General features: G+C 68.9%; 22 protein-coding genes. 16 read left to right on the top strand and 6 right to left on the bottom strand.

Translation table 11 applies throughout. The features are described from left to right. From yidC to BIU98_RS15415, 5 genes are all read left to right on the top strand, one after another. The gene (gene yidC / locus BIU98_RS15435) at positions 1-975 is read left to right on the top strand and encodes a membrane protein insertase YidC (RefSeq protein ID WP_071279183.1); all 975 of its coding nucleotides are present in this window, start codon (positions 1-3) and stop codon (positions 973-975) included. Beyond that, positions 972-1,517, top strand: a complete 546-nt coding sequence (locus BIU98_RS15430; protein WP_071278515.1) for a R3H domain-containing nucleic acid-binding protein — start codon at positions 972-974, stop codon at positions 1,515-1,517. The genes yidC and BIU98_RS15430 overlap by 4 nt, the downstream gene beginning before the upstream one ends. After that, positions 1,514-2,233, top strand: a complete 720-nt coding sequence (gene rsmG, locus BIU98_RS15425; RefSeq protein WP_083393311.1) for a 16S rRNA (guanine(527)-N(7))-methyltransferase RsmG — start codon at positions 1,514-1,516, stop codon at positions 2,231-2,233. The genes BIU98_RS15430 and rsmG overlap by 4 nt, the downstream gene beginning before the upstream one ends. 84 nt (positions 2,234-2,317) lie before the next feature. After that, positions 2,318-3,211, top strand: coding sequence for a ParA family protein (locus BIU98_RS15420; protein WP_302847981.1), 894 nt, complete (start codon positions 2,318-2,320; stop codon positions 3,209-3,211). Beyond that, complete coding sequence (locus BIU98_RS15415; protein WP_071278510.1) at positions 3,211-4,191, top strand: ParB/RepB/Spo0J family partition protein; 981 nt, start codon at positions 3,211-3,213, stop codon at positions 4,189-4,191. Before BIU98_RS15420 ends, BIU98_RS15415 begins: the two co-directional genes overlap by 1 nt. Before the next feature lie 211 nt (positions 4,192-4,402). Here BIU98_RS15415 and BIU98_RS15410 read toward each other — a convergent pair whose 3' ends face one another. The 6 genes from BIU98_RS15410 to BIU98_RS19915 all read right to left on the bottom strand — a co-directional run bounded on the left by BIU98_RS15410 (position 4,403) and on the right by BIU98_RS19915 (position 13,111). Then, positions 4,403-4,858: a YdcF family protein gene (locus BIU98_RS15410; RefSeq protein ID WP_254787953.1), complete on the bottom strand. Its 456-nt coding sequence runs from the start codon at positions 4,856-4,858 to the stop codon at positions 4,403-4,405. Positions 4,859-5,026: 168 nt separating this feature from the next. After that, entirely contained in the window at positions 5,027-5,989 is a 963-nt protein-coding gene (locus tag BIU98_RS15405; RefSeq protein ID WP_071278508.1) for a D-alanine--D-alanine ligase, read from the bottom strand. Between the two features lie 43 nt (positions 5,990-6,032). Continuing rightward, positions 6,033-7,337, bottom strand: coding sequence for a PLP-dependent aminotransferase family protein (locus BIU98_RS15400; RefSeq protein ID WP_071278504.1), 1,305 nt, complete (start codon positions 7,335-7,337; stop codon positions 6,033-6,035). A gap of 198 nt (positions 7,338-7,535) precedes the next feature. After that, positions 7,536-7,862 (bottom strand): thioredoxin, encoded by a 327-nt coding sequence (gene trxA / locus BIU98_RS15395; protein ID WP_017887828.1) that lies wholly within the window; start codon positions 7,860-7,862, stop codon positions 7,536-7,538. Positions 7,863-7,921: 59 nt separating this feature from the next. Beyond that, entirely contained in the window at positions 7,922-8,908 is a 987-nt protein-coding gene (gene trxB, locus BIU98_RS15390) for a thioredoxin-disulfide reductase (RefSeq protein ID WP_071278502.1), read from the bottom strand. A gap of 105 nt (positions 8,909-9,013) precedes the next feature. After that, positions 9,014-13,111, bottom strand: coding sequence for a DUF6049 family protein (locus BIU98_RS19915; RefSeq protein WP_254787951.1), 4,098 nt, complete (start codon positions 13,109-13,111; stop codon positions 9,014-9,016). Positions 13,112-13,233: 122 nt separating this feature from the next. Here BIU98_RS19915 and BIU98_RS15380 point away from each other — a divergent pair, with 122 nt between their 5' ends. From BIU98_RS15380 to BIU98_RS15330, 11 genes are all read left to right on the top strand, one after another. Beyond that, on the top strand, positions 13,234-14,664 hold the full coding sequence (locus BIU98_RS15380; protein ID WP_071279174.1) for a CCA tRNA nucleotidyltransferase: 1,431 nt from the start codon (positions 13,234-13,236) through the stop codon (positions 14,662-14,664). Between the two features lie 183 nt (positions 14,665-14,847). Beyond that, complete coding sequence (gene rpsF, locus BIU98_RS15375; RefSeq protein WP_071278500.1) at positions 14,848-15,240, top strand: 30S ribosomal protein S6; 393 nt, start codon at positions 14,848-14,850, stop codon at positions 15,238-15,240. 3 nt (positions 15,241-15,243) lie between these two features. Continuing rightward, complete coding sequence (locus BIU98_RS15370; protein ID WP_071278498.1) at positions 15,244-15,837, top strand: single-stranded DNA-binding protein; 594 nt, start codon at positions 15,244-15,246, stop codon at positions 15,835-15,837. 47 nt (positions 15,838-15,884) lie between these two features. Beyond that, positions 15,885-16,142 carry a 30S ribosomal protein S18 gene (gene rpsR, locus BIU98_RS15365; RefSeq protein WP_071278496.1) on the top strand — a complete coding sequence of 86 codons (258 nt, stop codon included), beginning with the start codon at positions 15,885-15,887 and terminating at the stop codon, positions 16,140-16,142. A gap of 14 nt (positions 16,143-16,156) precedes the next feature. Next, complete coding sequence (gene rplI / locus BIU98_RS15360; RefSeq protein ID WP_071278494.1) at positions 16,157-16,609, top strand: 50S ribosomal protein L9; 453 nt, start codon at positions 16,157-16,159, stop codon at positions 16,607-16,609. Between the two features lie 217 nt (positions 16,610-16,826). Further along, positions 16,827-17,120 carry a WXG100 family type VII secretion target gene (locus tag BIU98_RS15355; RefSeq protein ID WP_071278485.1) on the top strand — a complete coding sequence of 98 codons (294 nt, stop codon included), beginning with the start codon at positions 16,827-16,829 and terminating at the stop codon, positions 17,118-17,120. 75 nt (positions 17,121-17,195) lie between these two features. Continuing rightward, positions 17,196-17,507 carry a hypothetical protein gene (locus BIU98_RS15350; protein WP_071278489.1) on the top strand — a complete coding sequence of 104 codons (312 nt, stop codon included), beginning with the start codon at positions 17,196-17,198 and terminating at the stop codon, positions 17,505-17,507. Next, positions 17,507-18,925: a hypothetical protein gene (locus tag BIU98_RS15345; protein WP_071278487.1), complete on the top strand. Its 1,419-nt coding sequence runs from the start codon at positions 17,507-17,509 to the stop codon at positions 18,923-18,925. The genes BIU98_RS15350 and BIU98_RS15345 overlap by 1 nt, the downstream gene beginning before the upstream one ends. A 289-nt stretch (positions 18,926-19,214) precedes the next feature. Further along, positions 19,215-19,508: a WXG100 family type VII secretion target gene (locus BIU98_RS15340; RefSeq protein WP_071278485.1), complete on the top strand. Its 294-nt coding sequence runs from the start codon at positions 19,215-19,217 to the stop codon at positions 19,506-19,508. Between the two features lie 87 nt (positions 19,509-19,595). Next, the gene (locus BIU98_RS15335) at positions 19,596-19,907 is read left to right on the top strand and encodes a type VII secretion target (RefSeq protein ID WP_071278483.1); all 312 of its coding nucleotides are present in this window, start codon (positions 19,596-19,598) and stop codon (positions 19,905-19,907) included. Next, the gene (locus BIU98_RS15330; RefSeq protein ID WP_071278480.1) at positions 19,907-21,361 is read left to right on the top strand and encodes a hypothetical protein; all 1,455 of its coding nucleotides are present in this window, start codon (positions 19,907-19,909) and stop codon (positions 21,359-21,361) included. The genes BIU98_RS15335 and BIU98_RS15330 overlap by 1 nt, the downstream gene beginning before the upstream one ends. Positions 21,362-21,392: the final 31 nt, after the last annotated feature.

The raw sequence follows: 21,392 nt of genomic DNA, 5'->3' as shown, positions 1-21,392 counted from the left end.
ATGGACCTCATCGGAACGATCCTCTGGCCCCTCAAGTGGGTGGTCTCCGCCATCCTGGTCGGCTTCCACTGGATCTTCGAGAACCTCGGCATGGACCCCGCAGCGGGTCTGACCTGGGTCCTGTCGATCATCTTCCTGACCTTCGTGGTCCGTGCCGCGCTCATCCCGATCTTCGTGCGCCAGATCAAGTCGCAGCGCCGCATGCTCGAGGTCGCGCCGCAGCTGAAGAAGATCCAGGACAAGTACAAGGGCAAGAAGGACCAGTTCTCGCGTGAGGCCATGTCCCGCGAGACCATGGCGCTGTACAAGGAGACGGGGACCAACCCGCTGAGCTCCTGCCTGCCGCTCCTGCTGCAGATGCCGATCTTCTTCTCGCTGTACTCGGTGCTGCACGAAGCCCAGATCAACAAGACCGGCATCGGCCTGCTGACGAACGACCTGGCCCGGGAGTTCGGCAACGCGTCCCTCTTCGGTGCCCCCCTGCACGAGACCTTCACGAACGCCTCCGGGTGGGAGGTCCGCATCATCGCGGGCGTCATGATCGTGGTCATGACGGCGTCGCAGTTCGTCACGCAGCTGCAGCTCGTCGCCAAGAACATGTCGCCGGAGACCAAGGAGTCTCCGATGTACCGCCAGCAGAAGATGATGCTGTACGTGCTCCCCCTGATCTTCGTGATCTCGGGTCTGTCGTTCCCCCTCGGCGTCATGTTCTACTGGCTCGCGTCGAACCTCTGGACGATGGCGCAGCAGTACTTCGTCATCCGGAGCATGCCGACGCCGGGCTCCGAAGCAGCCCTGGCCCGCGAGGTCCGCCTCGCCAAGAAGGCCCAGCGCCGTGGCACGCCCGCCGGGGTCCTCGCCGAGGCCGGCGCCGGTGCCGGTGCGGCCGAGATGGAAGCCGTGCGCATCACGACGACGCAGCGCCAGCAGCCGGTCGGCAAGCAGCGCTCGAAGAAGAACGGGAAGACCAAGTGACCGAGCAGGACACCGCCGCAGCAGTCGAACCGACCGACACCGTTGCCGAGGGCGATACCGTCGTCGTCGCCGACGTCGAGGAGGACCTCGACGACGAGACCCGCGACGAGGCGGACATCGCTGCGGACTACATCGAGGAACTGCTGGACATCTGCGACCTCGACGGTGACATCGAGATCGAGGAACGCGCCGGTCGCGTGTACCTGTCGGTGACGGACGAGGGCAACGCCCTGCGGGTCCTCGCGAAGCCGGACACCGTCACGGCGCTGCAGGAGCTCACGCGCATTGCCGTGCAGGCCGAGACCGGTGAGTTCAGCCGTCTCATCCTCGACGTCGGTGGCTCGCGTGACGCCCGTGCCGAGGAGCTCCAGCGGCTCGTCGACACCGCGGTCGAGCGCATCGAGGCCGGTTCGCCGACGGCTGCACTGCCGCCGATGTCCTCGTACGAGCGCAAGCTCGTGCACGACCTGGTCGCCGAGAAGGGCTTCAACTCGGAGTCCGAGGGCGAGGGTCGCGACCGTCACACGGTCATCACCCGATGACGACGGACGCCCACCAGGCGCCCGAGTCCGACGACGTGGCCGACGCTGCGCCGTCTGACGCCCCTGGCTCGCACTCTGTCGAGGACGTCCCCGTGCTGCAGGCCGAGCCTTCGGCAGCGCAGACGCTGTTCGGCGACCGGATCGACGTCGCTCGGTCGTTCACGAACGAGCTCGCGCGTCGCGGTGAGGAACTGGGGCTCATCGGACCCCTCGAGCTCCCCCGTCTGTGGACGCGACACATCCTCAATTCTGCGCTGCTCGCTCCGCTGCTCACCGCTGGTGGTCACGTGGGCGACGTCGGGTCCGGCGCGGGCCTGCCAGGGCTCGTCCTGGCGATCGCCCGCCCGGACGTGACCTTCACGCTCATCGAGCCGATGGAACGCCGCGTCGAGTGGCTCACGGCTGAGGCCGCACGACTGGGCCTGGAGAACGTCTCCGTGCTGCGTGCACGGGCCGAGGACGTGTCCGACGCCCTCGTGCTCGACCAGGTCACCGCTCGGGCCGTCAGCGCCCTCTCGAAGCTCATCCCGATCACGGTGCCGCTGGTCCGGTCGGGCGGGGAGCTCATCCTCATGAAGGGCGCCCGCGTCGACGACGAGGTGGCTGCCGCCCGCAAGGTGATCCTCCGGAAGCGCTTGGAGAACGTCGAGGTCTTGGAGCTCGGGCTCGGTGTGGTCGAAGAAACCACCCGGGTCTTCCGGGCTACAGTTGACTGACGCCGCGCGGCGCTGAGGTCCATCGGGATCGTGTGCAGCGCCCCGCGTTCCACGTGAAACATCGAACCGGGGAAGAGGCACTCGTTGAGTTCATCGACCGACTACGACGCGTCGACACCGCTCGCTCGCGAGATCGCTGATCTGACCCGGCGCCGACGAGCGATCGCGTCCGAACAGTTCCCTCTGCCGGACAAGACCCGGATCCTGACGGTGTCCAACCAGAAGGGTGGCGTCGGGAAGACGACGACGACGGTCAACCTCGCGGCGGCGCTGGCGCGTGGTGGGGCCCGCGTCCTGGTCATCGACCTCGACCCGCAGGGCAACGCCTCGACGGCGATGGGCGTGAACCACCAGGCCGACGTGACGAGCATCTACGACGTGATCGTTGACGAGGCGCCGATCGCCGACGCGGTGCAGCGCTCCCCCGAGTCCGAGAACCTCTGGTGCGTGCCGGCGACGATCCACCTCGCCGGCGCGGAGATCGAGCTCGTGTCACTCGTCGCCCGTGAGCAGCGACTGCGGACAGCGCTCGACCAGTACCTCGAGTCGCTCGACGAGCCGTACCACTACGTCTTCATCGACTGCCCACCCTCGCTCGGGCTGCTGACGATCAACGCCTTCGTCGCTGCCAAGGAAGTCCTGATCCCGATCCAGTGCGAGTACTACGCGCTCGAGGGGCTCAGCCAACTCCTGCGGAACATCGAGTTGATCGAACGGCACCTCAACCCGAACCTGCAGGTGTCGACGATCCTGCTCACGATGTACGACGGACGGACGAACCTGGCGAACCAGGTGGCCGCCGACGTGCGGGAACACTTCGGCGAGCAGGTGCTCAAGGCAATGATCCCCCGATCGGTCCGCGTGAGCGAAGCACCGAGCTACGGCCAGAGCGTCGTGGCCTACGACATCAACTCCTCCGGGTCGTTGTCCTACCTGGAAGCGGCGGCGGAGATCGCAGCACGAGGAGCGAAGCACTGATGGCACCCAAGCGCACCGGACTCGGCCGAGGCATCGGCGCCCTGATCCCGACGGCAGCGGACCAGCAGGACCGCCCGGTCGACGTGTTCTTCCCCACCGGTGGCACGTCTGCGGAGTCGATGATGGTCGAGGGCGTGACCGCAGAAGACCTGGTCGCGGTGCCCGGAGCTCGTCTGGCGAACCTCAACCCGCTCGACGTCGTGCCGAACTCGCAGCAGCCCCGCAAGGAGTTCCGCGAGGAGGAGCTCCAGGAGCTGGTGCACTCCATCCGCGAGATCGGCGTGCTGCAGCCCATCGTGGTTCGGCCGCTCGAAGGGGCCTCGGGCACGGAGCCGCAGTACGAGCTCATCATGGGCGAGCGGCGTCTGCGTGCGACCAAGGAGCTGGGGCTCGCGACGATCCCCGCGATCGTCAAGGACACCCCGGACGACGCGATGCTGCGCGACGCCCTGCTCGAGAACCTCCACCGCGCGAACCTCAACGCGCTCGAGGAGGCATCGGCCTACCAGCAGCTGCTCGCGGACTTCGGCATCACGCAGGAAGAGCTCGCGCAGCGCATCGGACGCTCACGGCCGCAGATCACGAACACCATCCGTCTCCTCCGGCTCCCCTCCCCCGTGCAGCGCCGTGTGGCCGCGGGTGTGCTGTCGGCCGGGCATGCTCGTGCCATCCTCGCGGCGCCCGACGCCGAGGCCATGGAGTACATGGCCGAGAAGATCGTGAACGAGGACCTGTCGGTGCGGCAGGCCGAGGCCCTCGCACAGCAGCTGGTGCAGGGAGCGCCGAAGAAAGCGCCGGTGCAGCCCAACAAGCGCGAGGCACACTTCTCGGACGTCGCTGAGCGCCTGGGAGACCGGCTCAACACGCGTGTCCGCATCGCTGTGGGCGCGCGCAAGGGCCGCGTGACGATCGACTTCGCGAACGCGGCCGATCTGAACCGCATCCTCGAGGAGCTCGGGGCGGCTGACCTCGGGGCCTGAGGTGGTGTTCCACGTGGAACACCGCTCGGGAGGCCTTCAGACGGGCCTCTGAGCGATCTGTATGCCGCGGGGTAAGCCCTGGTCACCCGCTGGGAGTACGGCGCTGGAGCAGCGACGCAGGCACCGGCATGGCGCGCTCGTACCGGCATGGGCGGCCCCATGACCCACGATGTTCCACGTGGAACACCGTGAGGCCGAGCGCGGGCGCAGCTCAGCGGAGCCGTCGGAGCTTCACCAGTCCGATCGCGGCAAGGGCCGGCTTCAGCAGGATCATCTCGCCGACCCGGAAGTCCGCTACTGGGACCAGTCGGGCTGCGAGGTCTGGGCGCTGGCGAGCGAGGTAGATCCGCGCTTTCTCGGCGTGCAGGCTGTTGGACACGAGCATGATCCAGTCCGCACCATCGAGCAGTGGCAGGACGTTCTCGACGTTGTTCCACGTGGAACGGCTCGTCGTCTCTTCGATGAGTGGCCCGCGCCACCCGAGTCGATCCCGGAGGTACTGCGCGAGCAGCGTCGCCTCGGGGATCGGCCCGCGTACGGCTCCCCCGCTGGTGACGATCGTCGTCGCACTTCCGCTCGGCACGGATCGCAGCGCCATGCGAGCCCTCCACCGGTTGACGGGGTTCGCGCGGTGACCGCGGTTCGCGATCCCGAGAACGACGACCACGCCAGTGCCCTCCGCGGCGCGTGGTCGATCTACCGGCCGGGCGAAGCCTCGGTGGGATGACCGCCAGTGAATGGCCTCGGCCCAGACGATCACCGAGACACCTGTCGCCGCCAGGAATGACAACAGGCGCAGTGTTCCACGTGGAACACTGCGCCTGTGGGGCACGGATCAGGCCTGGTCGTCGCGGATGGCCTGTTCGGCCAACTCGGCATAGGTCCACCCGAGGTCGAAGCCCGACACCGAGAGGGCCTGGGGAACCAGTGAGGTCTCGGTCAGGCCTGGCAGCACGTTGGCCTCCAGGAACCACGGGGTACCGGCGCCGTCGATGATGAGGTCCACGCGTGAGATGTGCCGGAGCCCGAGCGCTCCATGGGCGGCGACAGCGGCGGTGGCAGCAGCGGCAGCGAACTCCGAGGACAGCCGCGCCGGCGTGTAGAACGTCGTCTCGCCGGCGTTGTACCGCGCTTCGAACCCGTAGAACCCGTTCTTCGGCACGATCTCGACAGGAGCGAGGGCGACCGGCCCGTCCCCCGTGTCGATGATCCCGACGGCGACCTCGGTCCCGCGGATCAACTGCTCGACCACGACGTCGTCGCAGTACGTGTACGCGGTCACCATGGCCCGAGGGAGATCATCGACGTCCTCGACGAGCGTGACGCCCTGCGCACTGCCGCCGCGTGCGGGCTTCACGGCGAGGGGAACGGGGTGCTCCCCCGCGATGCTCTTGAGGACTCCGACGGCGCCCAGCTCTCGGAAGACATCGTGGGACAGCGTCACCGAGCGCGGCGTCTTCACGCCGGTCCTGGCGACCAGTGCGGAGGCCGTGGGCTTGTCCCATGCCAACCGGGCCGACGTCGAACGTGAGCCGACGAACGGGATGTCGAGAGCCTCCAGGATGCCGCGCAGCGCGCCGTCCTCACCGGAGGCGCCGTGCAGTGCCGGCCAGACCACGTCCGGGCGCGTCTCCGCCAGTGCAGGCAGGAGCGACGCGTCGGCGTCGCGGAGGTCGACCTGCCAGCCGTACCCGGTCAGGGAGTCCGCGACGCGGCGCCCGGAGCGCAGGGAGACGTCGCGCTCGTGCGAGATGCCGCCGGCGACGACGACGACGTGACGGCGAGTGAGCTCGGCCATGCTGCGGACCTCCGGTACTGCGGTGTTCGACGGAAAGTGCTGGTCAGGAGATGTTCGGCGGCGGAGCGCTGACCGAGGACGTCTGCCGAGCGGTGCTGCCGGAGCGCGTCGTGGCGCCGAAGGTCTCGACGAGCTCGAGCTCGTCGTTCACCACGTTCGCCAGGCGCTTCACGCCGACGCGGATCTGCTCCGGCGTCGGGTAGCAGAAGGACAAGCGGATGTTGTGGCCACCGCGACCGTCGGCGTAGAACGCGGTGCCCGGGGTGTAGGCCACGAGCTCCTTCACCGCGCGCGGCAGCATCCCCTTGGAGTCGAGCGACTCGGGCAGGGTCAGCCAGACGAAGAAGCCGCCGTTCGGACGGGTCCAGCTCAGGTCGGGCAGGAACTCCCCCAGCGCCTGGAACATGGCGTCGCGGCGCTCGGCGTAGATGCCCCGGAAGGTGTCGATCTGCCCGCGCCAGTCGGCTGCGTCGAGGTAGGCGTTGACGACGTACTGGCCGAAGGAGTTCGGCGCGAGGACGGCGGACTCGTTGGCGAGCACGAGCTTCTCGCGGATCGCGTGCGGTGCGAGGGCCCAGCCGACGCGGAAGCCCGGCGCGAGCGTCTTCGAGAACGAGCCGAGGTAGACCACGCCCTCGTCGTCGATGGAACGGATGGCCTGCGGTGCCGGCTCGTCGAACCAGAGCAGGCCGTACGGGTTGTCCTCGAGCACGAGGATGCCGTTCGAGCGACAGATGTCGAGGATCTCGATGCGGCGCTCGCGGCTCATGGTGACACCGGCCGGGTTGTGGAAGTTCGGGATCGTGTAGAGGAACTTCATCCGCTTGCCCGCGGCGCGCAGGTTCGCGATGGTCTCGCGGAGCGCTTCGGGGACGAGGCCGTTCTCGTCGGTCGTCACGTGGACGGTCTCGGCCTGGTACGACCGGAACACTCCGATGGCGCCGACGTACGACGGCGACTCGGCCAGGACGACGTCGCCCGGGTCGATGAACAGGCGTGTGACGAGGTCGAGCGCGTGCTGGGACCCCGTGGTGACCACGACGTCCTCCGCGCTGGCACGGATGCCCTCCAGGGACATCACGTCGACGATGTGCTCGCGGAGGGAGCGCAGGCCCTGGCCACTGCCGTACTGCAGCGCCATGGCGGCGTCCTCGGCCATCACGCGGTCCAGGGAGCCCGTGACGAGCTCTCTCGGGAGCGCGGAGACGTAGGGCATGCCGCCAGCCAGGGAGACGACCTCAGGGCGCGAGGCGACGGCGAACAGGGCTCGTACCTCGGAGGCGCTCAGACCAGCCGTGCGCTGGGCGTAGGAGTCGTACCAGGGGTCGAGGCTGTTGCCGTTCGTCATCGGTTCTCCGTTCGAGGCGTCCCGCCACAGTACGACATGGAGTCCGCGAACCCCGGGTGTGTGGCGCAGGCCGATCCTGAACACGTGGACCGCTCCGGCGCAGACGAGCGGATGGACCGCGGGAAGGCCGCCCGGGACAGACGAACGCCCCGCCCTCCGATGGAATGGAGGACGGGGCGTCCGAGCGTGCGGGAGTCCCTACGCGAGGAACTCGGCCAGGTCGGCCTCGAGGGCCGGCTTCGGCTTGGCGCCGATGACGGTCTTGACGACCTCGCCGCCCTTGAAGACCTTCATCGCGGGGATGGAGGTGATCTGGTAGTTCATGGCCGACTGGGGGTTGTCGTCGACGTTGAGCTTGACGATCTCGATCTTGCCGGCGTGCTCTTCGGCGATCTGGTCGAGGATCGGCGAGACCGCGCGACACGGGCCACACCACTCTGCCCAGAAGTCGACGAGGATCGTCTTGTCGGACTTGAGGACCTCGTCCGAGAAGGTGGCGTCGGTGACTGCCTTGGCGTTGGACATGTGTACTCCTTCGAGAAGTCGTTCGGTGGGTGGAACGGCGACGTGTGCCGCCGCATTCCCTACGCGGAGATGGTGACGGGCTCGACCGGGGCGTCGCCCTCGGCGGGGGCCGTCAGGGCGTCGTCGAGGTCGGCGAGGTACTTCTCGGCGTCGAGCGCCGCGACGGCACCGGAGCCGGCAGCCGTGATGGCCTGACGGTAGGTGTGGTCGAGCACGTCGCCCGCGACGAAGACCCCGGCGACGCCGACGGCGCGGGAGGTGCGGCCCTCGACGGCGATGGTGCCCTCGGGAGCGAGCTGCAGCTGCTGGTGGACCAGGTGCACGCGCGGGTCGTTGCCGATCGCGATGAACAGGCCGTCGAGTGCGAGCTCGGAGGTCTCACCGGTGACGGTGTCCTTCAGGGTGACGCCCTCGACCGCGGAGGCACCGGAGATGCCGACGACCTCCTTGTTCCAGGCGAACTCGATCTTCGGGTCGTTCGCCGCGCGGTCCTGCATGATCTTCGACGCGCGCAGGGTGTCCTTGCGGTGGATGACCGTGACCTTGTCGGCGAAGCGGGTCAGGAAGGTGGCTTCCTCCATCGCGGAGTCGCCACCGCCGACCACGGCGATGTTCTTCTGGCGGAAGAAGAAGCCGTCGCACGTCGCGCACCACGAGACGCCGTGGCCGGACAGGCGTTCCTCGTCCGGCAGGCCGAGCTGGCGGTAGGCCGAGCCCGTGGCGTAGATGACCGCGAGGGCCTCGTACGTCTCGCCGGAGCCGACGGTGACGCGCTTGACGTCCCCGGTGAGCTCCACCTTGACGGCGTCGTCGTACAGGACCTCGGCGCCGAAGCGCTCGGCCTGTTCCTGCATCTTGATCATGAGGTCGGGGCCCTGGATGCCCTCGGGGAAGCCCGGGAAGTTCTCGACCTCGGTCGTCTTCGTGAGCTCGCCGCCTGTCTCGACGCTGGACGCGACGATGAGCGGCTTGAGCTGGGCTCGGGCGGCGTAGATGCCGGCCGTGAACCCGGCCGGGCCGGAACCGATGATGATGAGCTGGCGCATGCCTGGTTGCCCTTCCGTTGCGTACTGACCGGGTCAACCAATGCTAGCCGTGGGGCATTCCACACGGCCCGTGAACGGACAGCGTCCGGTGCTCCAGTTGGAGGGTCAGCGACCGAGGCGGGAGCGCAGCAGGCCGACGGCGTTCGTGATCTCGCCGTTCTTCGCGACGACCAGGGCGAGGAAGTACACGACGACCATGACCGCGCCGGAGAGCACGACCGTGATGGCCGCGCTGGTGAAGTCCGCCATCGCGAAGCCGTCCGCCGAGAACGTGCCGAAGAAGTCCGCGACGAGCAGTCCGGCGACGCCGGCGAGCAGCGCGGCGATCACGAACTGCACGTGGGAGCGGGTCACCACGGCGCCCTCCATGCCGCCGAGACGGCGACGGACCAGCACGAGGGCGACGATCGTCTGCGCGGTGCCGGCGAGCGTGGTGCACGCGGCCACCCCGACGCCGATGGCGCTGCCGGGGAGTGCGGTGACGGCGAGGGCGCCGATCACGAAGAGCCCGGACTGCACGAGCTGCATCAGGAACGGGGTGCGGTGGTCGTGCATGGCCCAGAACACCCGCTGGATGATGAAGAGCATGCTGAACAGCACCAGGCCCGGCATGTAGGCCAGCAGCACGGCACCGATCGACAGTGCGCCCTCGAAGTCCCGCGCGAACATCCGTCCGAACGGCACCGCGACGACGATGAGCGCCACGGACGAGAACACCGTGAACAGCCCGACGATCCGGAGCGACAGGGACAGGTTGCGCCGCACCGAGTCGAGGTCGCCGCGTTCGGCGTCGTGGGTCATCCGGGTGAAGTAGGCGGTCGCGATCGACACGGTGATGATCGAGTGCGGCAGCATGAACAGCAGCCAGGCGTTCTGCAGCACGGCGTTGCCCGCGCTGCCGGTGCCGAGGGACGCCACACGCGACTGCACGATGCCGGCGAGCTGCGTGACGAGGATCATCGCGAACAGCCAGCCAGCGGCGGTCCCGGTGGCCTTGAGCCCGACTCCGCGCCAGCGGAAGTCCGGTCGGAAGGTCAGGCCGGCCCGGCGCCAGAACAGCGGCAGGAAGGCGGCCTGCGCCAGCACACCGAGCGAGGCGCTGCCGGCGAGCACGGCGATCTTCAGCGGGGTCCAGGTGTCGACGCCGGAGTTCTCGACGCGGCCGCCGAAGAGGGCGATGAACACGATGAGGCCGGCGATCGCGATCACGTTGTTGATCAGCGGTGCCCAGGTGAACGGCCCGAAGACCTGCTTGGCGTTGAGGACCTCGCCGAGGAGCGAGTACAGCGCGTAGAAGAGGATCTGCGGCAGGCACCAGAACGCGAGCGCGACGGCCAGGTCGGTCTGCTCCGGCGAGAAGCCCTTGCCGTCCGAGGCCTGCGACGCGTACAGGCGCACCAGCACGGGTGCGACGACCGTCGCGACGACCGTGATGACGAGGAACACCGTCGCCCCGAGGGTGACGATCTTGTTGACGTACGAGACGCCCCCGTCGGCGTTCTGCTTCATCGAGCGGACGATCTGCGGGATCAGCACGGCTGACAGCAGGCCACCGGCGATGAGCGCGTAGATGTTGTTCGGGATCTGGTTCGACACCGCGAAGGCGTCGGCCGCCGGGGAGTGCGTCTGTCCGATCGCGTACGCGAGGACGAACGTCTTCGCGAAGCCGAGCACGCGCGAGATCATCGTCCCCGCGGCGAGCATCGCGCTCGCGCGGCCCAGGCTGCGCTGGCCGACCGGTGCTGCGGACGACGGCTGGGGCTGGGTGGTGCTGATCGTCGGCTCCTGGGGGTGGTCGGTCCGGGCGTCGTCGGCCTGGAGGCTCGACACGGCTCCGGCGCGCGCGATCGCGGCATCGAGACGGTCGCCGCCGTCCTCGGCGAGGGTGGCCGTGGAGCCGGCCGTGGCGAGGGCGGTGGCGGTCCCGGGGACGGAGGTGGGGCCTCCTGTCCGGTCGTCCGCACCGGACGGGTCATCGACGAACAGGCGGTTCGGGTCCTCGCGCGGCTCGTCGGGCTCGCCGTTGCGGCGGCGACGCAGTCGGCGGCGGACGTTGCGGACGATCCCCAGGCCGAAGATGAGGATGACCGCGATGGCCGCCGCGGCCGTGATCAGGCTCTCCCACTGGGCCTGCACGTTGATCTCGACGACCTCGGGGTCGGCGATGCGGACCCCGGCGGCGGTCGTGAGGGCCATGGTCAGCTCGACCTTGCCGTTGGCGACCGATGTCACCGGGAACGTGACGCGGCTCGAGGAGTCCGGCTGCACCGTGACCTTGACCGCGTTCTTCTCGATGCGCAGGAACGAGTTCGACGGCTGGACCGTCAGGAACACGGTGATCGGGTAGTCGGACCGGTTGCGGATCGAGATGGGCAGGGAGGACCGGTCCCCCAGGAGCAGGATGCTGCTGCCGTTGAGGATGCCCACGGTCGAGAGGAGCTTGTCCGTCTTGGCGACACGGGCGTCGACGGCCGCGGCCATGCCGTCCTGGTCGCTGCGCCAGGCGTTCGACGCCGCGGCGAGGGTGGACAGGCGGGCGGGGGCGGTGAGGTCGGCCGGGTCGGCGATCGCGGAGGCGAAGTCGGTCAGGTCGTGCTCGGAGCGGAGCAGGCGCCGCAGCTGGTCGAGGCGGGCGTCGTCGTCCGAGGCGCTGGCGAGGGTGAGGGAGCCCGGCGTCGCCGCTGCCGCGGTGGAGAGGTCGGCGGGCGAGACCCACGGGGTGCTCTCGAGGGCGTCGAGCGCCTCGCTGAGACGCGTGGAGTCCGTCGGCCACGACCGGCCCAGGGTGAGCAGGACGGGCGCGCTGGTGCTGCCCTGGCGGGAGGCGGCGGCCAGCGTCGCGGTGAGCTCGCTCATGGCGCTCGACCACGCGCGCTGCGTGGTGGCGGTGGCGGCGGCACGGAGGAGCGTCGACATGCCCTGGTCGGACACGAGGACGTGGTCGTCGCCGATCTTCTCGGACGCGGCGATCGTGGTGTCCCCGCCAGCGGAGGTGTTGCTGCTCGCGACGACGGTGGACTTCGTGCCGGCCTTGCGCAGGGCGGGGAGGTCGTCCGTCGCGACGGTGCCCTCGACCGGCCAGGCAATGGAGGACATCGTGTAGGGGAAGTCGAGCAGCGAGGCCGTGGTCGGGAGGGTCGGGTCCGTGGTGGTGCCCGGGTCCGCGGTGGCGTCGTCGGTCGGGGTGGAGGTCGGGGTGGGCGCAGGGGCGTCGCTCGCCCCGGGCGTCGGCGTGCCGGTGGCGTCCGGGGTGCCGGTGGGGCTCGGCGTGCTCGCCCCGGGGAAGTTCTCGGCCTTGACGGACTGGTCCAGCGAGATCGGCCCGAGGACCTCGTCGGACCCCGCCTGCCGCAGTCCGGTGACGTCGGCGTCGGCGTACGAGAGCGCGAAGGTCTCGTTGCGCATCCGCTCGAGGCGGTCGAGCCACGCCACCGCGGACGTCGGCGCGTTCTCGCCGAGGATCCGGATGGACGCGATGATGCGCGGGTCGATGCCGAGCGCGACGTTGTGGTCCTGGGCGGCGTCGAGCTGCTGCGACAGGGTGCCGTCGACCGAGGTCGCCGCGGCGAGGTCACCGGGGGGGATGGTGCCGCCGGCGTTCGCGGGCATGGTGACCGGCATGGCGACGGACACCCCGACCGGGGTCTGCTCGTAGTCCGGGTACCAGGTGATCGCGGTGCGGTCGATCGCGGTCGTCGCCCCGGCCGTGTAGTCCGCGGAGATGCGCCGCGCACCGAAGGACGGGTACCCGCCGAGGCCCACGTTGCCCGGGACGATCTCGACGTCGCTCAGCGTGACGGATCGGTGCGCCGGGACCGCTGGGACGTCGACGGAACCCATCGGGGCGCCGGGGTAACCTGCTGTGCTGGTCTCCTTCAACCAGTTGGCGACGACGTCCCGGGTGCCCTCGTACGGCCGGAAGATGCCGAACTCCGTGGTGCCCGCCGGCAGGTCCGTGTCGGTGTCGTTCGTCACCGTGACCGTCAGCGAGAGGGGCTCGTCCGGACGCAGGACGCCGCGGTCGGCGGGGACGACCTCGACGCTCGCCTTCCCCGCGTCGCCGCTGGCGGGGTTCGCGACGTGGGTCGTCGTGGTGGGCTCGGTGGCCGCCTGCGACGGGGCCACGGACGCGGGCGTGACGACGAGACCGAGGGCGACGAGGGCCGTCGCGGCGGCGGCGAGCGAGGAACGGAGAATGTGCATGCGGTGGGGCCCGTGATCGGTTCGGACCTCGACGAGTGTATGAGGCACGACCATGAGAGCCTCGCGTGCGCGCCAGGGGTGTGGACAACCCGCGGCGTCCATCTGGGATGATCGAGGACGTCATGCAGTCCGTAGCCCAGGCCGTCGAACGACTCGACGCACTCGCCGCCACCGCGCCCGTCGCGGCGCTCGCGCGCGCGTTCGCGGCAGCCGGCCACGAACTCGCGCTCGTCGGGGGTCCGGTGCGGGACGCCTTCCTCGGACGACCGGTGACCGACCTCGACTTCACGACGGACGCCAGGCCCGACGACGTCCTCCGGATCGTGGAACCCATCGCGAGCGCCACCTGGGACGTCGGCCGCCAGTTCGGCACGATCGCCGCCCGGGTGCAGGGCGAGCAGGTCGAGATCACCACCTACCGCAGCGACGTCTACGACGGCGAGACCCGGAAGCCCGAGGTGGCGTTCGGCGACACCATCGAGGACGACCTGCTGCGCCGCGACTTCACGGTGAACGCGATGGCGCTCCGACTCCCCGCGCGGGAGCTCGTCGACGTGCACGGCGGGGTCGAGGACCTGCTCGCCGCACGGCTGCGCACGCCGCAGTCCGCCACCGTCTCCTTCCGCGACGACCCGCTGCGGATGATGCGCGCCGCACGGTTCACCTCGCAGCTCGGCTTCACGGTGTCCGACGAGGTCGAGCAGGCCATGACGACCCTGGCCCCGTCGATCGAGATCGTCTCCGCGGAACGCGTCCGTGACGAACTCGTCAAGCTCCTCGACACCGACGACCCCGTGCCGGGCATCCGACTGCTCGTCGACACCGGGCTCGCCGAGCTGTTCCTGCCCGAGCTGCCGGCGATGCGACTCGAGATCGACGAGCACCACCACCACAAGGACGTGTACGAGCACTCCCTCACGGTGCTGACCCAGGCGATCGGGTACGAGCACGAACGGCACGCCGGGGACGCTCCCGACACCGTGCTGCGGCTCGCGGCGCTCCTGCACGACATCGGCAAGCCGGCGACCCGGAAGCTCGAGCCCGCCGGCGCCGTGAGCTTCCACCACCACGACCTGGTCGGGTCGAAGCTCGCGAAGAAGCGGCTGCGGGCCCTGCGGTTCGACAACGACACCATCGCCGCGGTCAGCCGGCTCATCGAGCTGCACCTCCGTTTCTTCGGGTACACCGACGGCGCCTGGACCGACTCGGCCGTCCGTCGGTACGTCCGTGACGCCGGCCCGCAGCTCGAGCGGCTGCACGAACTCACCCGCTCGGACGTCACCACACGGAACCGCCGCAAGGCCGACCGGCTGGCGTTCGCGTACGACGACCTCGAGGCCCGGATCGCCGTGCTCGCCGATCAGGAGGAGCTGGACTCGATCCGGCCCGACCTGACCGGCGACGACATCATGCGGATCCTCGACATCCCGCCGGGCCGTGCCGTGGGTGACGCCTACCGGTTCCTGCTCGAGGCCCGGATGGACGAGGGCCCCCTCGGGGCCGAGCTCGCCGAGGAGCGCCTGCGCGCCTGGTGGGCGACCCGCTCGGCGTGAGAACTGCTCTGGACCCGGCCACCCGCCCAGCGCGGGCTGTCCACACGGCGGTAGCGGGCCTCCAGGCCGTCAGGTAGGCTTGCGGGGTTGTGCCCGCGCACCTGCGCATCGGCACGCACGCATCAACCCTCCTGTTCCGGGAACCGCCCGGAGCCGTTCGAGACCAAAGGAGGTGGGTTCCGCATGCACCAGTACGAACTGATGGCGATCCTCGACCCCGAGATCGATGAGCGCACCGTCGCTCCCAGCCTGGACAAGTTCCTCGCGGTCATCCGCAACGACGGTGGCACCGTCGACAACGTGGACGTATGGGGCCGTCGCCGGCTTGCGTACGAGATCGCGAAGAAGACCGAGGGCATCTACGCCGTCGTGAACTTCACGTCGTCCGCCGACTCCGCCAAGGAGCTGGACCGCCAGCTCGGTCTCTCCGAGGCCGTGCTCCGCACCAAGGTCCTCCGCGCTGAAGAGGGCATGGCACAGGTTGCCGCCCAGAAGCAGCGCGACGAGGCCCGTGCCGCCCGCAAGGCCGCTTCGGCAGCCGCTGCGCCGGCTCCCGCGACCGCGAGCGCCGAGTAACCGATGGCCGGCGAAACCGTCATCACGGTGGTGGGGAACCTCACTGCTGACCCCGAGCTGCGCTACACGCAGAACGGGCTCGCTGTGGCGAACTTCACCATCGCCTCCACCCCTCGCACGTTCGACCGTCAGGCGAACGAGTGGAAGGACGGCGACGCGCTGTTCCTCCGCGCGAGTGTGTGGCGCGAATTCGCCGAGCACGTCGCGGGGTCGCTGACGAAGGGCTCGCGCGTCATCGTGCAGGGCCGTCTCCGTCAGCGCTCGTACCAGGACCGTGAGGGCCAGCAGCGTACGAGCATCGAGCTCGAGGTCGACGAGATCGGCCCGTCGCTCCGGTACGCGACCGCCCAGATCACCCGTGCAGCGGGTGGCAGTGGCGGCGGTCGTGGACAGGTCGGCGGCGGTTCCGGTGGCGGCGGCAACTTCGGTGGCAACGCCGGTGGCGGCAACGGCGGTGGCAGCGGCAACGCTGGTGCCGGCGGTGGACGCTCCGACGAGCCGTGGTCGCCGCAGGGTGGCCAGCAGGGTGGTGGGGCACAGGGGAACGACGTGTGGTCGACCCCCGGTGGCACCTACGACGACGAGACCCCGTTCTGATCCCTCAGCGGACGAACAACTACTTCTTCTCCTAAGGAAAAAACACAATGGCTGGAAAGAGCAGCGGCGACCGCCGCAAGCCTCGCGGGAAGGGCGGCAAGAACGCCGCCCCCGCGAAGTCCATCAAGGTCGGTGTCATCGACTACAAGGACGTTGCGACCCTTCGCAAGTTCATCTCGGAGCGTGGGAAGATCCGCGCCCGTCGTATCACCGGTGTCTCCGTCCAGGAGCAGCGTCTCATCGCCCGTGCCGTGAAGAACGCCCGTGAGATGGCGCTCCTCCCCTACGCCGGCTCCGGCCGCTGATCGGGGGTCGACACATGTCGAAGCTCATCCTCACCCACGAGGTCTCTGGCCTCGGTTCCGCCGGTGACGTCGTCGACGTCAAGAACGGCTACGCCCGCAACTACCTCATCCCCCAGGGCTTCGCTGTCGCGTGGTCCAAGGGCGGCGAGAAGCAGGTCGAGGCCATCCGCGCCGGCCGCGTTGCACGCGAGCTCGCCACCATCGAAGAGGCACAGGACCTCAAGATGAAGCTCGAGAACGCCACCATCCAGCTGACCGTCAAGGCCGGCCAGGACGGCCGTCTCTTCGGCTCCGTGCGTCCCGCGGACGTCGCCTCGGCCGTCGAGGCCCAGGGCGTCGGCTCGCTCGACAAGCGCAAGGTCGAGGTCCCCGCGACCATCAAGACCGTCGGTGACCACGAGGCCACCGTGCGTCTGCGCGAGGACATCGTCGCGACGATCTCGCTGAACGTGGTCGCCGCCAAGTAAGGCAGCGTCGGTTCCGTCGGAAGGCGGGTCTCCCAGTCGGGAGGCCCGCCTTCTGTCGTTCCTGGGTGGTCCCGTCCGGCGGGTGGCCGGTTGGACTCGCTCGTGGAACGGTCGGTGAACAGGCGTCGAACCCCCTCGTTCCGGGGTGGACCGCTCGGTACGGTCGTCACGCCTCCAGTACCGGAGGTGAACGAGATCCGAGACCAGGAGCACGCACATGCCCAACTTGAACGTCACGTACGGCGAGATGCAGGACGCCGCCACCCGACTCGTCAACGGTGAGCAGGACATCACCTCGAAGCTCCGTGAGCTGAAGTCGCTCGTCGACTCGCTCATCACCGGCGGCTACGTCACCGACCAGTCCTCGGTCGCGTTCGGCAGCTCGTACCAGGAGTTCAACGACGGTGCCACGAAGACCATCGAGGGTCTCGAGGGCATGTCGACCTACCTGAACAAGGCCGCTGAGGCGCTGCAGCAGACCGACCAGGAGCTCGCGAACGCGATCAAGTAGTCGGATCGCCCGGGGTCTCGCGTCCGTGCGACCCCGGGCACCCGTCGTCCTCCACCGCATCGACCGGGAGCACCCATGGCAGACCTCATCATCACGCGCGCCGTCCTCGAGGACTCCGCCAGCAAGCTGCAGCACATCTCCGACGAGCTCGAGCACCAGAAGTCGGACGACCGTGCGCTGACCGAGGTCTACGGCCAGCACGACGTGCAGAAGGCGATGCACGACTTCTCCGGCGACTGGAAGATCCACCGCAACAAGATGAAGGGCGCGGTCAAGGACCTGCACGACAAGATGCAGAAGTCGGTCGAGCACTGGTCCGCCCTCGAGCAGGACCTGCACGACAAGCTGACCACCGAGTCGCAGCCGACCGAGGGGCAGGCCGCCTGATGCCCGCCCGCGCCGGCAACTGGGAACTGTTGCACGAGTCGTCCGACCCGGTCGTGGCCGACGTCGCCACCGTGCAGGACCTGGTCCACTACTACACGACGATCGCGCAGGAGATCAGCGCGGAGTCCGACGTCCTGCGCCGCATCGGGGACGGCGACACGGCTGAGTTCAAGGGCGAGTCCGCCGACGCCGTGCGGAAGAAGAGCAAGGACGTCGCGGAGTCGCTGCAGAAGATGTCCGGGCGCTACGACGCGATCCGGGATGCCCTGACCGGCTACCTGCCCGAGCTCGAGCGCGCCCTGTCCGAGTCGGCCGCGGCGCTCCGTGACGCGGAGGACGCGTCGGCCTCCGGCGCACGAGCCGCGTCGATGGCGGACCCGTCGCAGAACCGGGCCCAGGACGCCCCGCCGCTGACCAGCGACGAGCAGGGTGCGATCGACGCCAAGCACCGCGCCGAGAGCGCCGCGACCGACGGCGCCGACGCCGCGGTCGCCCGACTCCGACGCGCGGTGGACGGCATCAACGGCGCCGGCAAGGCCGCGGCGTCGACCATCCGCGCGGCCTGGGACGACGGCCTGCACGACTCCCTCGGTGACAAGATCAAGGCGTTCTTCTCGAAGCTGCTCAAGATCATCGTCAAGATCTTCACCTACATCGGCATCGCCCTGGCGGCACTGGCGATCCTGATCCCGGGCGTCGGCATGCTCACGTTCATGGCCGCGGTCGCCGCGTCCGTGGTCCTGGTGGCGAACATCACGCTGGCCGGCATGGGCGAGGGGTCCTGGCTCGATGTGATCACCTCGGCGGTGGGACTCGTGCTCGTCGGCGTGGGCGGCATCATGACGAAGGCCGCCTCGGTGGCGAAGACCGCGGGGCTCGGCAAGGGGATGCAGGGGTTCGCGAAGACGAACCTCGACAAGGTCAAGAAGCTGCAGGACGTCCGGTCGATCGCCGTGAAGAACGCGCTGAACGACAGCACCGCGGCGCGCACGGTGGGCACGATCGACCGGCACATCAACCGCCTGACCGACCTGCGGATGGACACCATCGGGAAGAACACCCTCGGTGGCTTCAAGGAGAAGCCGAACTGGTGGCACCCGAACAAGACGCTGTGGACCGAGGACAAGAGCAAGATCAAGGACGTCTTCGTCAAGCGCGACTGGCGGTCGGACCGGCTGTTCAGCGTGGACCGGCAGATCGAGATGGACGCGATGAAGGTCGCGATGAAGCGGGACCACGGCGTCGACATCGCGGCACTGCCGGCATGGCACAAGTACGTCGCCGGCGGCCGTGTGGTCGCGAGCTGGATCAACACGTTCGGGTACGGGCAGGGCATCAAGCCGACCGGCTGGGGCTCCGACCAAGAGCGCGTGCCGGGCTACAAGCAGGCGTCCGACTCGCTCGTGCACGGGTTCTGACCGCCGCGGCGCCACTCCAGGGGACCCCGTGGTCCACACAACGGGGGACACCTGGTCCGGAAGACGCGCTCGCGACACGCGGGTAGCAATGAATACTCTCCGGTACTGACATCGAAACATCAGTTCGATTCGACCCGATGCCCGCGGCGGTGTACTGGAATGTGCACATCAGTGTGCAGATGTGATCGGCGTCCTGCCGGTGGAATGTACCCCGCAAAGTCGTACCGCTCCGGAATAACCTCCTGACTGTGCCTCGACCGGGGCCACGGACGAACGACAGGAGCTGGCAATGCCCAACTTGAACGTGACCTACGGCGAGATGCAGGACGCCGCGACCCGACTCGTGAACGGTGAGCAGGACATCACCTCGAAGCTGCGTGAGCTGAAGTCGCTCGTCGACTCGCTCATCACGGGTGGCTACGTGACCGACCAGTCCTCCGTGGCCTTCGGCAGCTCGTACCAGGAGTTCAACGACGGTGCGACGAAGACGATCGAGGGGCTCGAGGGCATGTCGACGTACCTGAACAAGGCCGCCGAGGCCCTCCAGCAGACCGACCAGGAGCTCGCGAACGCGATCAAGTAGCGACACCGCTCCGGTCCCGGTCCCCGTCGCGACGACGGGCACCGGGACCGAGCCGGTTCCGATCCCGTTCACCGACCAGGAGCACCCATGGCAGACCTCATCATCACGAAGGCCGTCCTCGAGGACTCGGCGACGAAGCTGCAGCACATCTCGGACGAGCTCGAGCACCAGCGGTCGGACGACCGGGAGCTCGACCAGGTGTACGGGCAGCACGACGTGCAGAAGGCGATGCACGACTTCTCCGGCGACTGGAAGATCCACCGCAACAAGATGAAGGGCGCGGTGAAGGACCTGCACGACAAGGTGCAGAAGGCCGCCGACAACTGGACGGCCGTCGACCAGGACCTCCACGACAAGCTCTCCACCGAGTCGCAGGCGACCGACGGGCAGGGCCACTGATGCCGGCACGCGGCGGCGACTGGGCACTGCTCGGCGAGGCGTCGGACCCGGTCGTGGCCGACGTCCCCGTGGTGCAGAGCCTGGTCAGCTACTACACGATGATCGCCGACGCCATCACGAGCGAGGCGAGCACCCTCAAGAGCATCGGCGACGGCGACGAGTCGCAGTTCAAGGGCGAGACCGCCGACGCCGTCCGGAAGAAGAGCAAGGAGGTCGGGGCTTCCCTCGAGAAGATGGCCGGTCGCTACGTCGCGATCAAGGACGCCCTGACCGGGTACGTCCCGCACCTCGAGGACGCCCTGACCGAGTCTGCCGGTGCGCTCCGCGACGCCGAGGACGCCTCGGCGGCCGGGTCCCAGGCGAGCGGCATGGCAGACCCGTCACAGAACCGGGCGCAGGACGCCCCGCCGCTGACCGCCGACGAGCAGGGCGCGATCGACGCCAAGCACCGTGCCGTGACCGCCGCCGACGACAGCGCGAACGCCGCCAAGGCGCGGCTGCGTCGGGCAGTGGACACGCTGAACACGGCGGGCAAGGCGGCAGCGTCGACCATCCGCGACGGTTGGCACGACGGCCTGCACGACACCACCGGCGACAAGATCAAGGCGTTCTTCTCGAAGCTGCTCAAGATGATCGTCAAGATCTTCACGTACATCGGCATCGCCCTGGCGGCGCTCGCGATCCTGATCCCGGGCGTCGGGGTGCTCGCCATCATGGGTGCCGTCGCGGCCGGGGTCAGCCTGGTGGCGCAGATCGGGCTGACGGCGCTCGGTGAGGGCAACGTGTTCGACCTCGTCATGGCCGTGGTCGGCGTCGTCACGCTCGGCGTCGGCGTCGGGATCACGAAGGCCACGTCGGTCGCGCTCAGCAAGGGCATCACCGCCGGCAAGACCGCGGTGCAGAACGCCACGAAGGTCGACCTCGGCAAGATCGCGAAGCTGCGGAACGACGCGATCGGCGGGTGGCTGTCGAAGACGAAGAGCCTCGACGACGCGTACGGCGACCTGAAGTACGCCGACCAGCTCGACGGTGCCGTCACGAAGAACGGCATCGCGAAGATGGAGGACCTGCTGGGGAAGTTCAAGGAGAACCCCAACTGGTGGAACATCTCGAAGGTCGGGACGACGATCAAGAACGACTGGGCCACCATCTCGAAACAGTTCGGTTCCGACCTGTTCACCAAGAAGGGCTTCACTGGCTGGGCCGAACGCATCGGTGGCGTCGACTTCCAGATCCTGCGCAACGACCTCGGCAAGTGGGGCGGCGCCAACGGCTTCGGTGCCGTCGTCGGGAACGCCCCGAAGTGGCACACGTACGTCAACGGTGGGCTGAGCGTCTGGGGTCGGAACTACTCGATCGCCGGCCTGGTCCTGAACCCCGTGGGCGACGGCGCGGACACCAAGCGGCCGTGGACCGACGACTGGTCCGCCGTCAAGCACCCGATCACCGTCTGACCCCGGTCCGACGCGACAAGCAGTGGAGCCC

This window comes from Curtobacterium sp. MMLR14_010 (assembly GCF_001865015.1).
Taxonomy (GTDB): Bacteria; Actinomycetota; Actinomycetes; order Actinomycetales; family Microbacteriaceae; genus Curtobacterium.
Note: the sequence above shows the minus strand (reverse complement) of the source record. Positions and strands in the feature narration are given on the sequence as shown.

Excerpts from the sequence above, each read along its gene's own strand:
- yidC (WP_071279183.1), top strand. The coding sequence starts at position 1 with ATGGACCTCATCGGAACGATCCTCTGGCCCCTCAAGTGGGTGGTCTCC.
- rsmG (WP_083393311.1), top strand. The coding sequence starts at position 1,514 with ATGACGACGGACGCCCACCAGGCGCCCGAGTCCGACGACGTGGCCGAC.
- BIU98_RS15415 (WP_071278510.1), top strand. The coding sequence starts at position 3,211 with ATGGCACCCAAGCGCACCGGACTCGGCCGAGGCATCGGCGCCCTGATC.
- BIU98_RS15405 (WP_071278508.1), bottom strand. The coding sequence starts at position 5,989 with ATGGCCGAGCTCACTCGCCGTCACGTCGTCGTCGTCGCCGGCGGCATC.
- BIU98_RS15400 (WP_071278504.1), bottom strand. The coding sequence starts at position 7,337 with ATGACGAACGGCAACAGCCTCGACCCCTGGTACGACTCCTACGCCCAG.
- trxA (WP_017887828.1), bottom strand. The coding sequence starts at position 7,862 with ATGTCCAACGCCAAGGCAGTCACCGACGCCACCTTCTCGGACGAGGTC.
- trxB (WP_071278502.1), bottom strand. The coding sequence starts at position 8,908 with ATGCGCCAGCTCATCATCATCGGTTCCGGCCCGGCCGGGTTCACGGCC.
- BIU98_RS19915 (WP_254787951.1), bottom strand. The coding sequence starts at position 13,111 with ATGCACATTCTCCGTTCCTCGCTCGCCGCCGCCGCGACGGCCCTCGTC.
- BIU98_RS15380 (WP_071279174.1), top strand. The coding sequence starts at position 13,234 with ATGCAGTCCGTAGCCCAGGCCGTCGAACGACTCGACGCACTCGCCGCC.
- rpsF (WP_071278500.1), top strand. The coding sequence starts at position 14,848 with ATGCACCAGTACGAACTGATGGCGATCCTCGACCCCGAGATCGATGAG.
- BIU98_RS15370 (WP_071278498.1), top strand. The coding sequence starts at position 15,244 with ATGGCCGGCGAAACCGTCATCACGGTGGTGGGGAACCTCACTGCTGAC.
- rpsR (WP_071278496.1), top strand. The coding sequence starts at position 15,885 with ATGGCTGGAAAGAGCAGCGGCGACCGCCGCAAGCCTCGCGGGAAGGGC.
- rplI (WP_071278494.1), top strand. The coding sequence starts at position 16,157 with ATGTCGAAGCTCATCCTCACCCACGAGGTCTCTGGCCTCGGTTCCGCC.
- BIU98_RS15355 (WP_071278485.1), top strand. The coding sequence starts at position 16,827 with ATGCCCAACTTGAACGTCACGTACGGCGAGATGCAGGACGCCGCCACC.
- BIU98_RS15350 (WP_071278489.1), top strand. The coding sequence starts at position 17,196 with ATGGCAGACCTCATCATCACGCGCGCCGTCCTCGAGGACTCCGCCAGC.
- BIU98_RS15345 (WP_071278487.1), top strand. The coding sequence starts at position 17,507 with ATGCCCGCCCGCGCCGGCAACTGGGAACTGTTGCACGAGTCGTCCGAC.
- BIU98_RS15340 (WP_071278485.1), top strand. The coding sequence starts at position 19,215 with ATGCCCAACTTGAACGTGACCTACGGCGAGATGCAGGACGCCGCGACC.
- BIU98_RS15335 (WP_071278483.1), top strand. The coding sequence starts at position 19,596 with ATGGCAGACCTCATCATCACGAAGGCCGTCCTCGAGGACTCGGCGACG.
- BIU98_RS15330 (WP_071278480.1), top strand. The coding sequence starts at position 19,907 with ATGCCGGCACGCGGCGGCGACTGGGCACTGCTCGGCGAGGCGTCGGAC.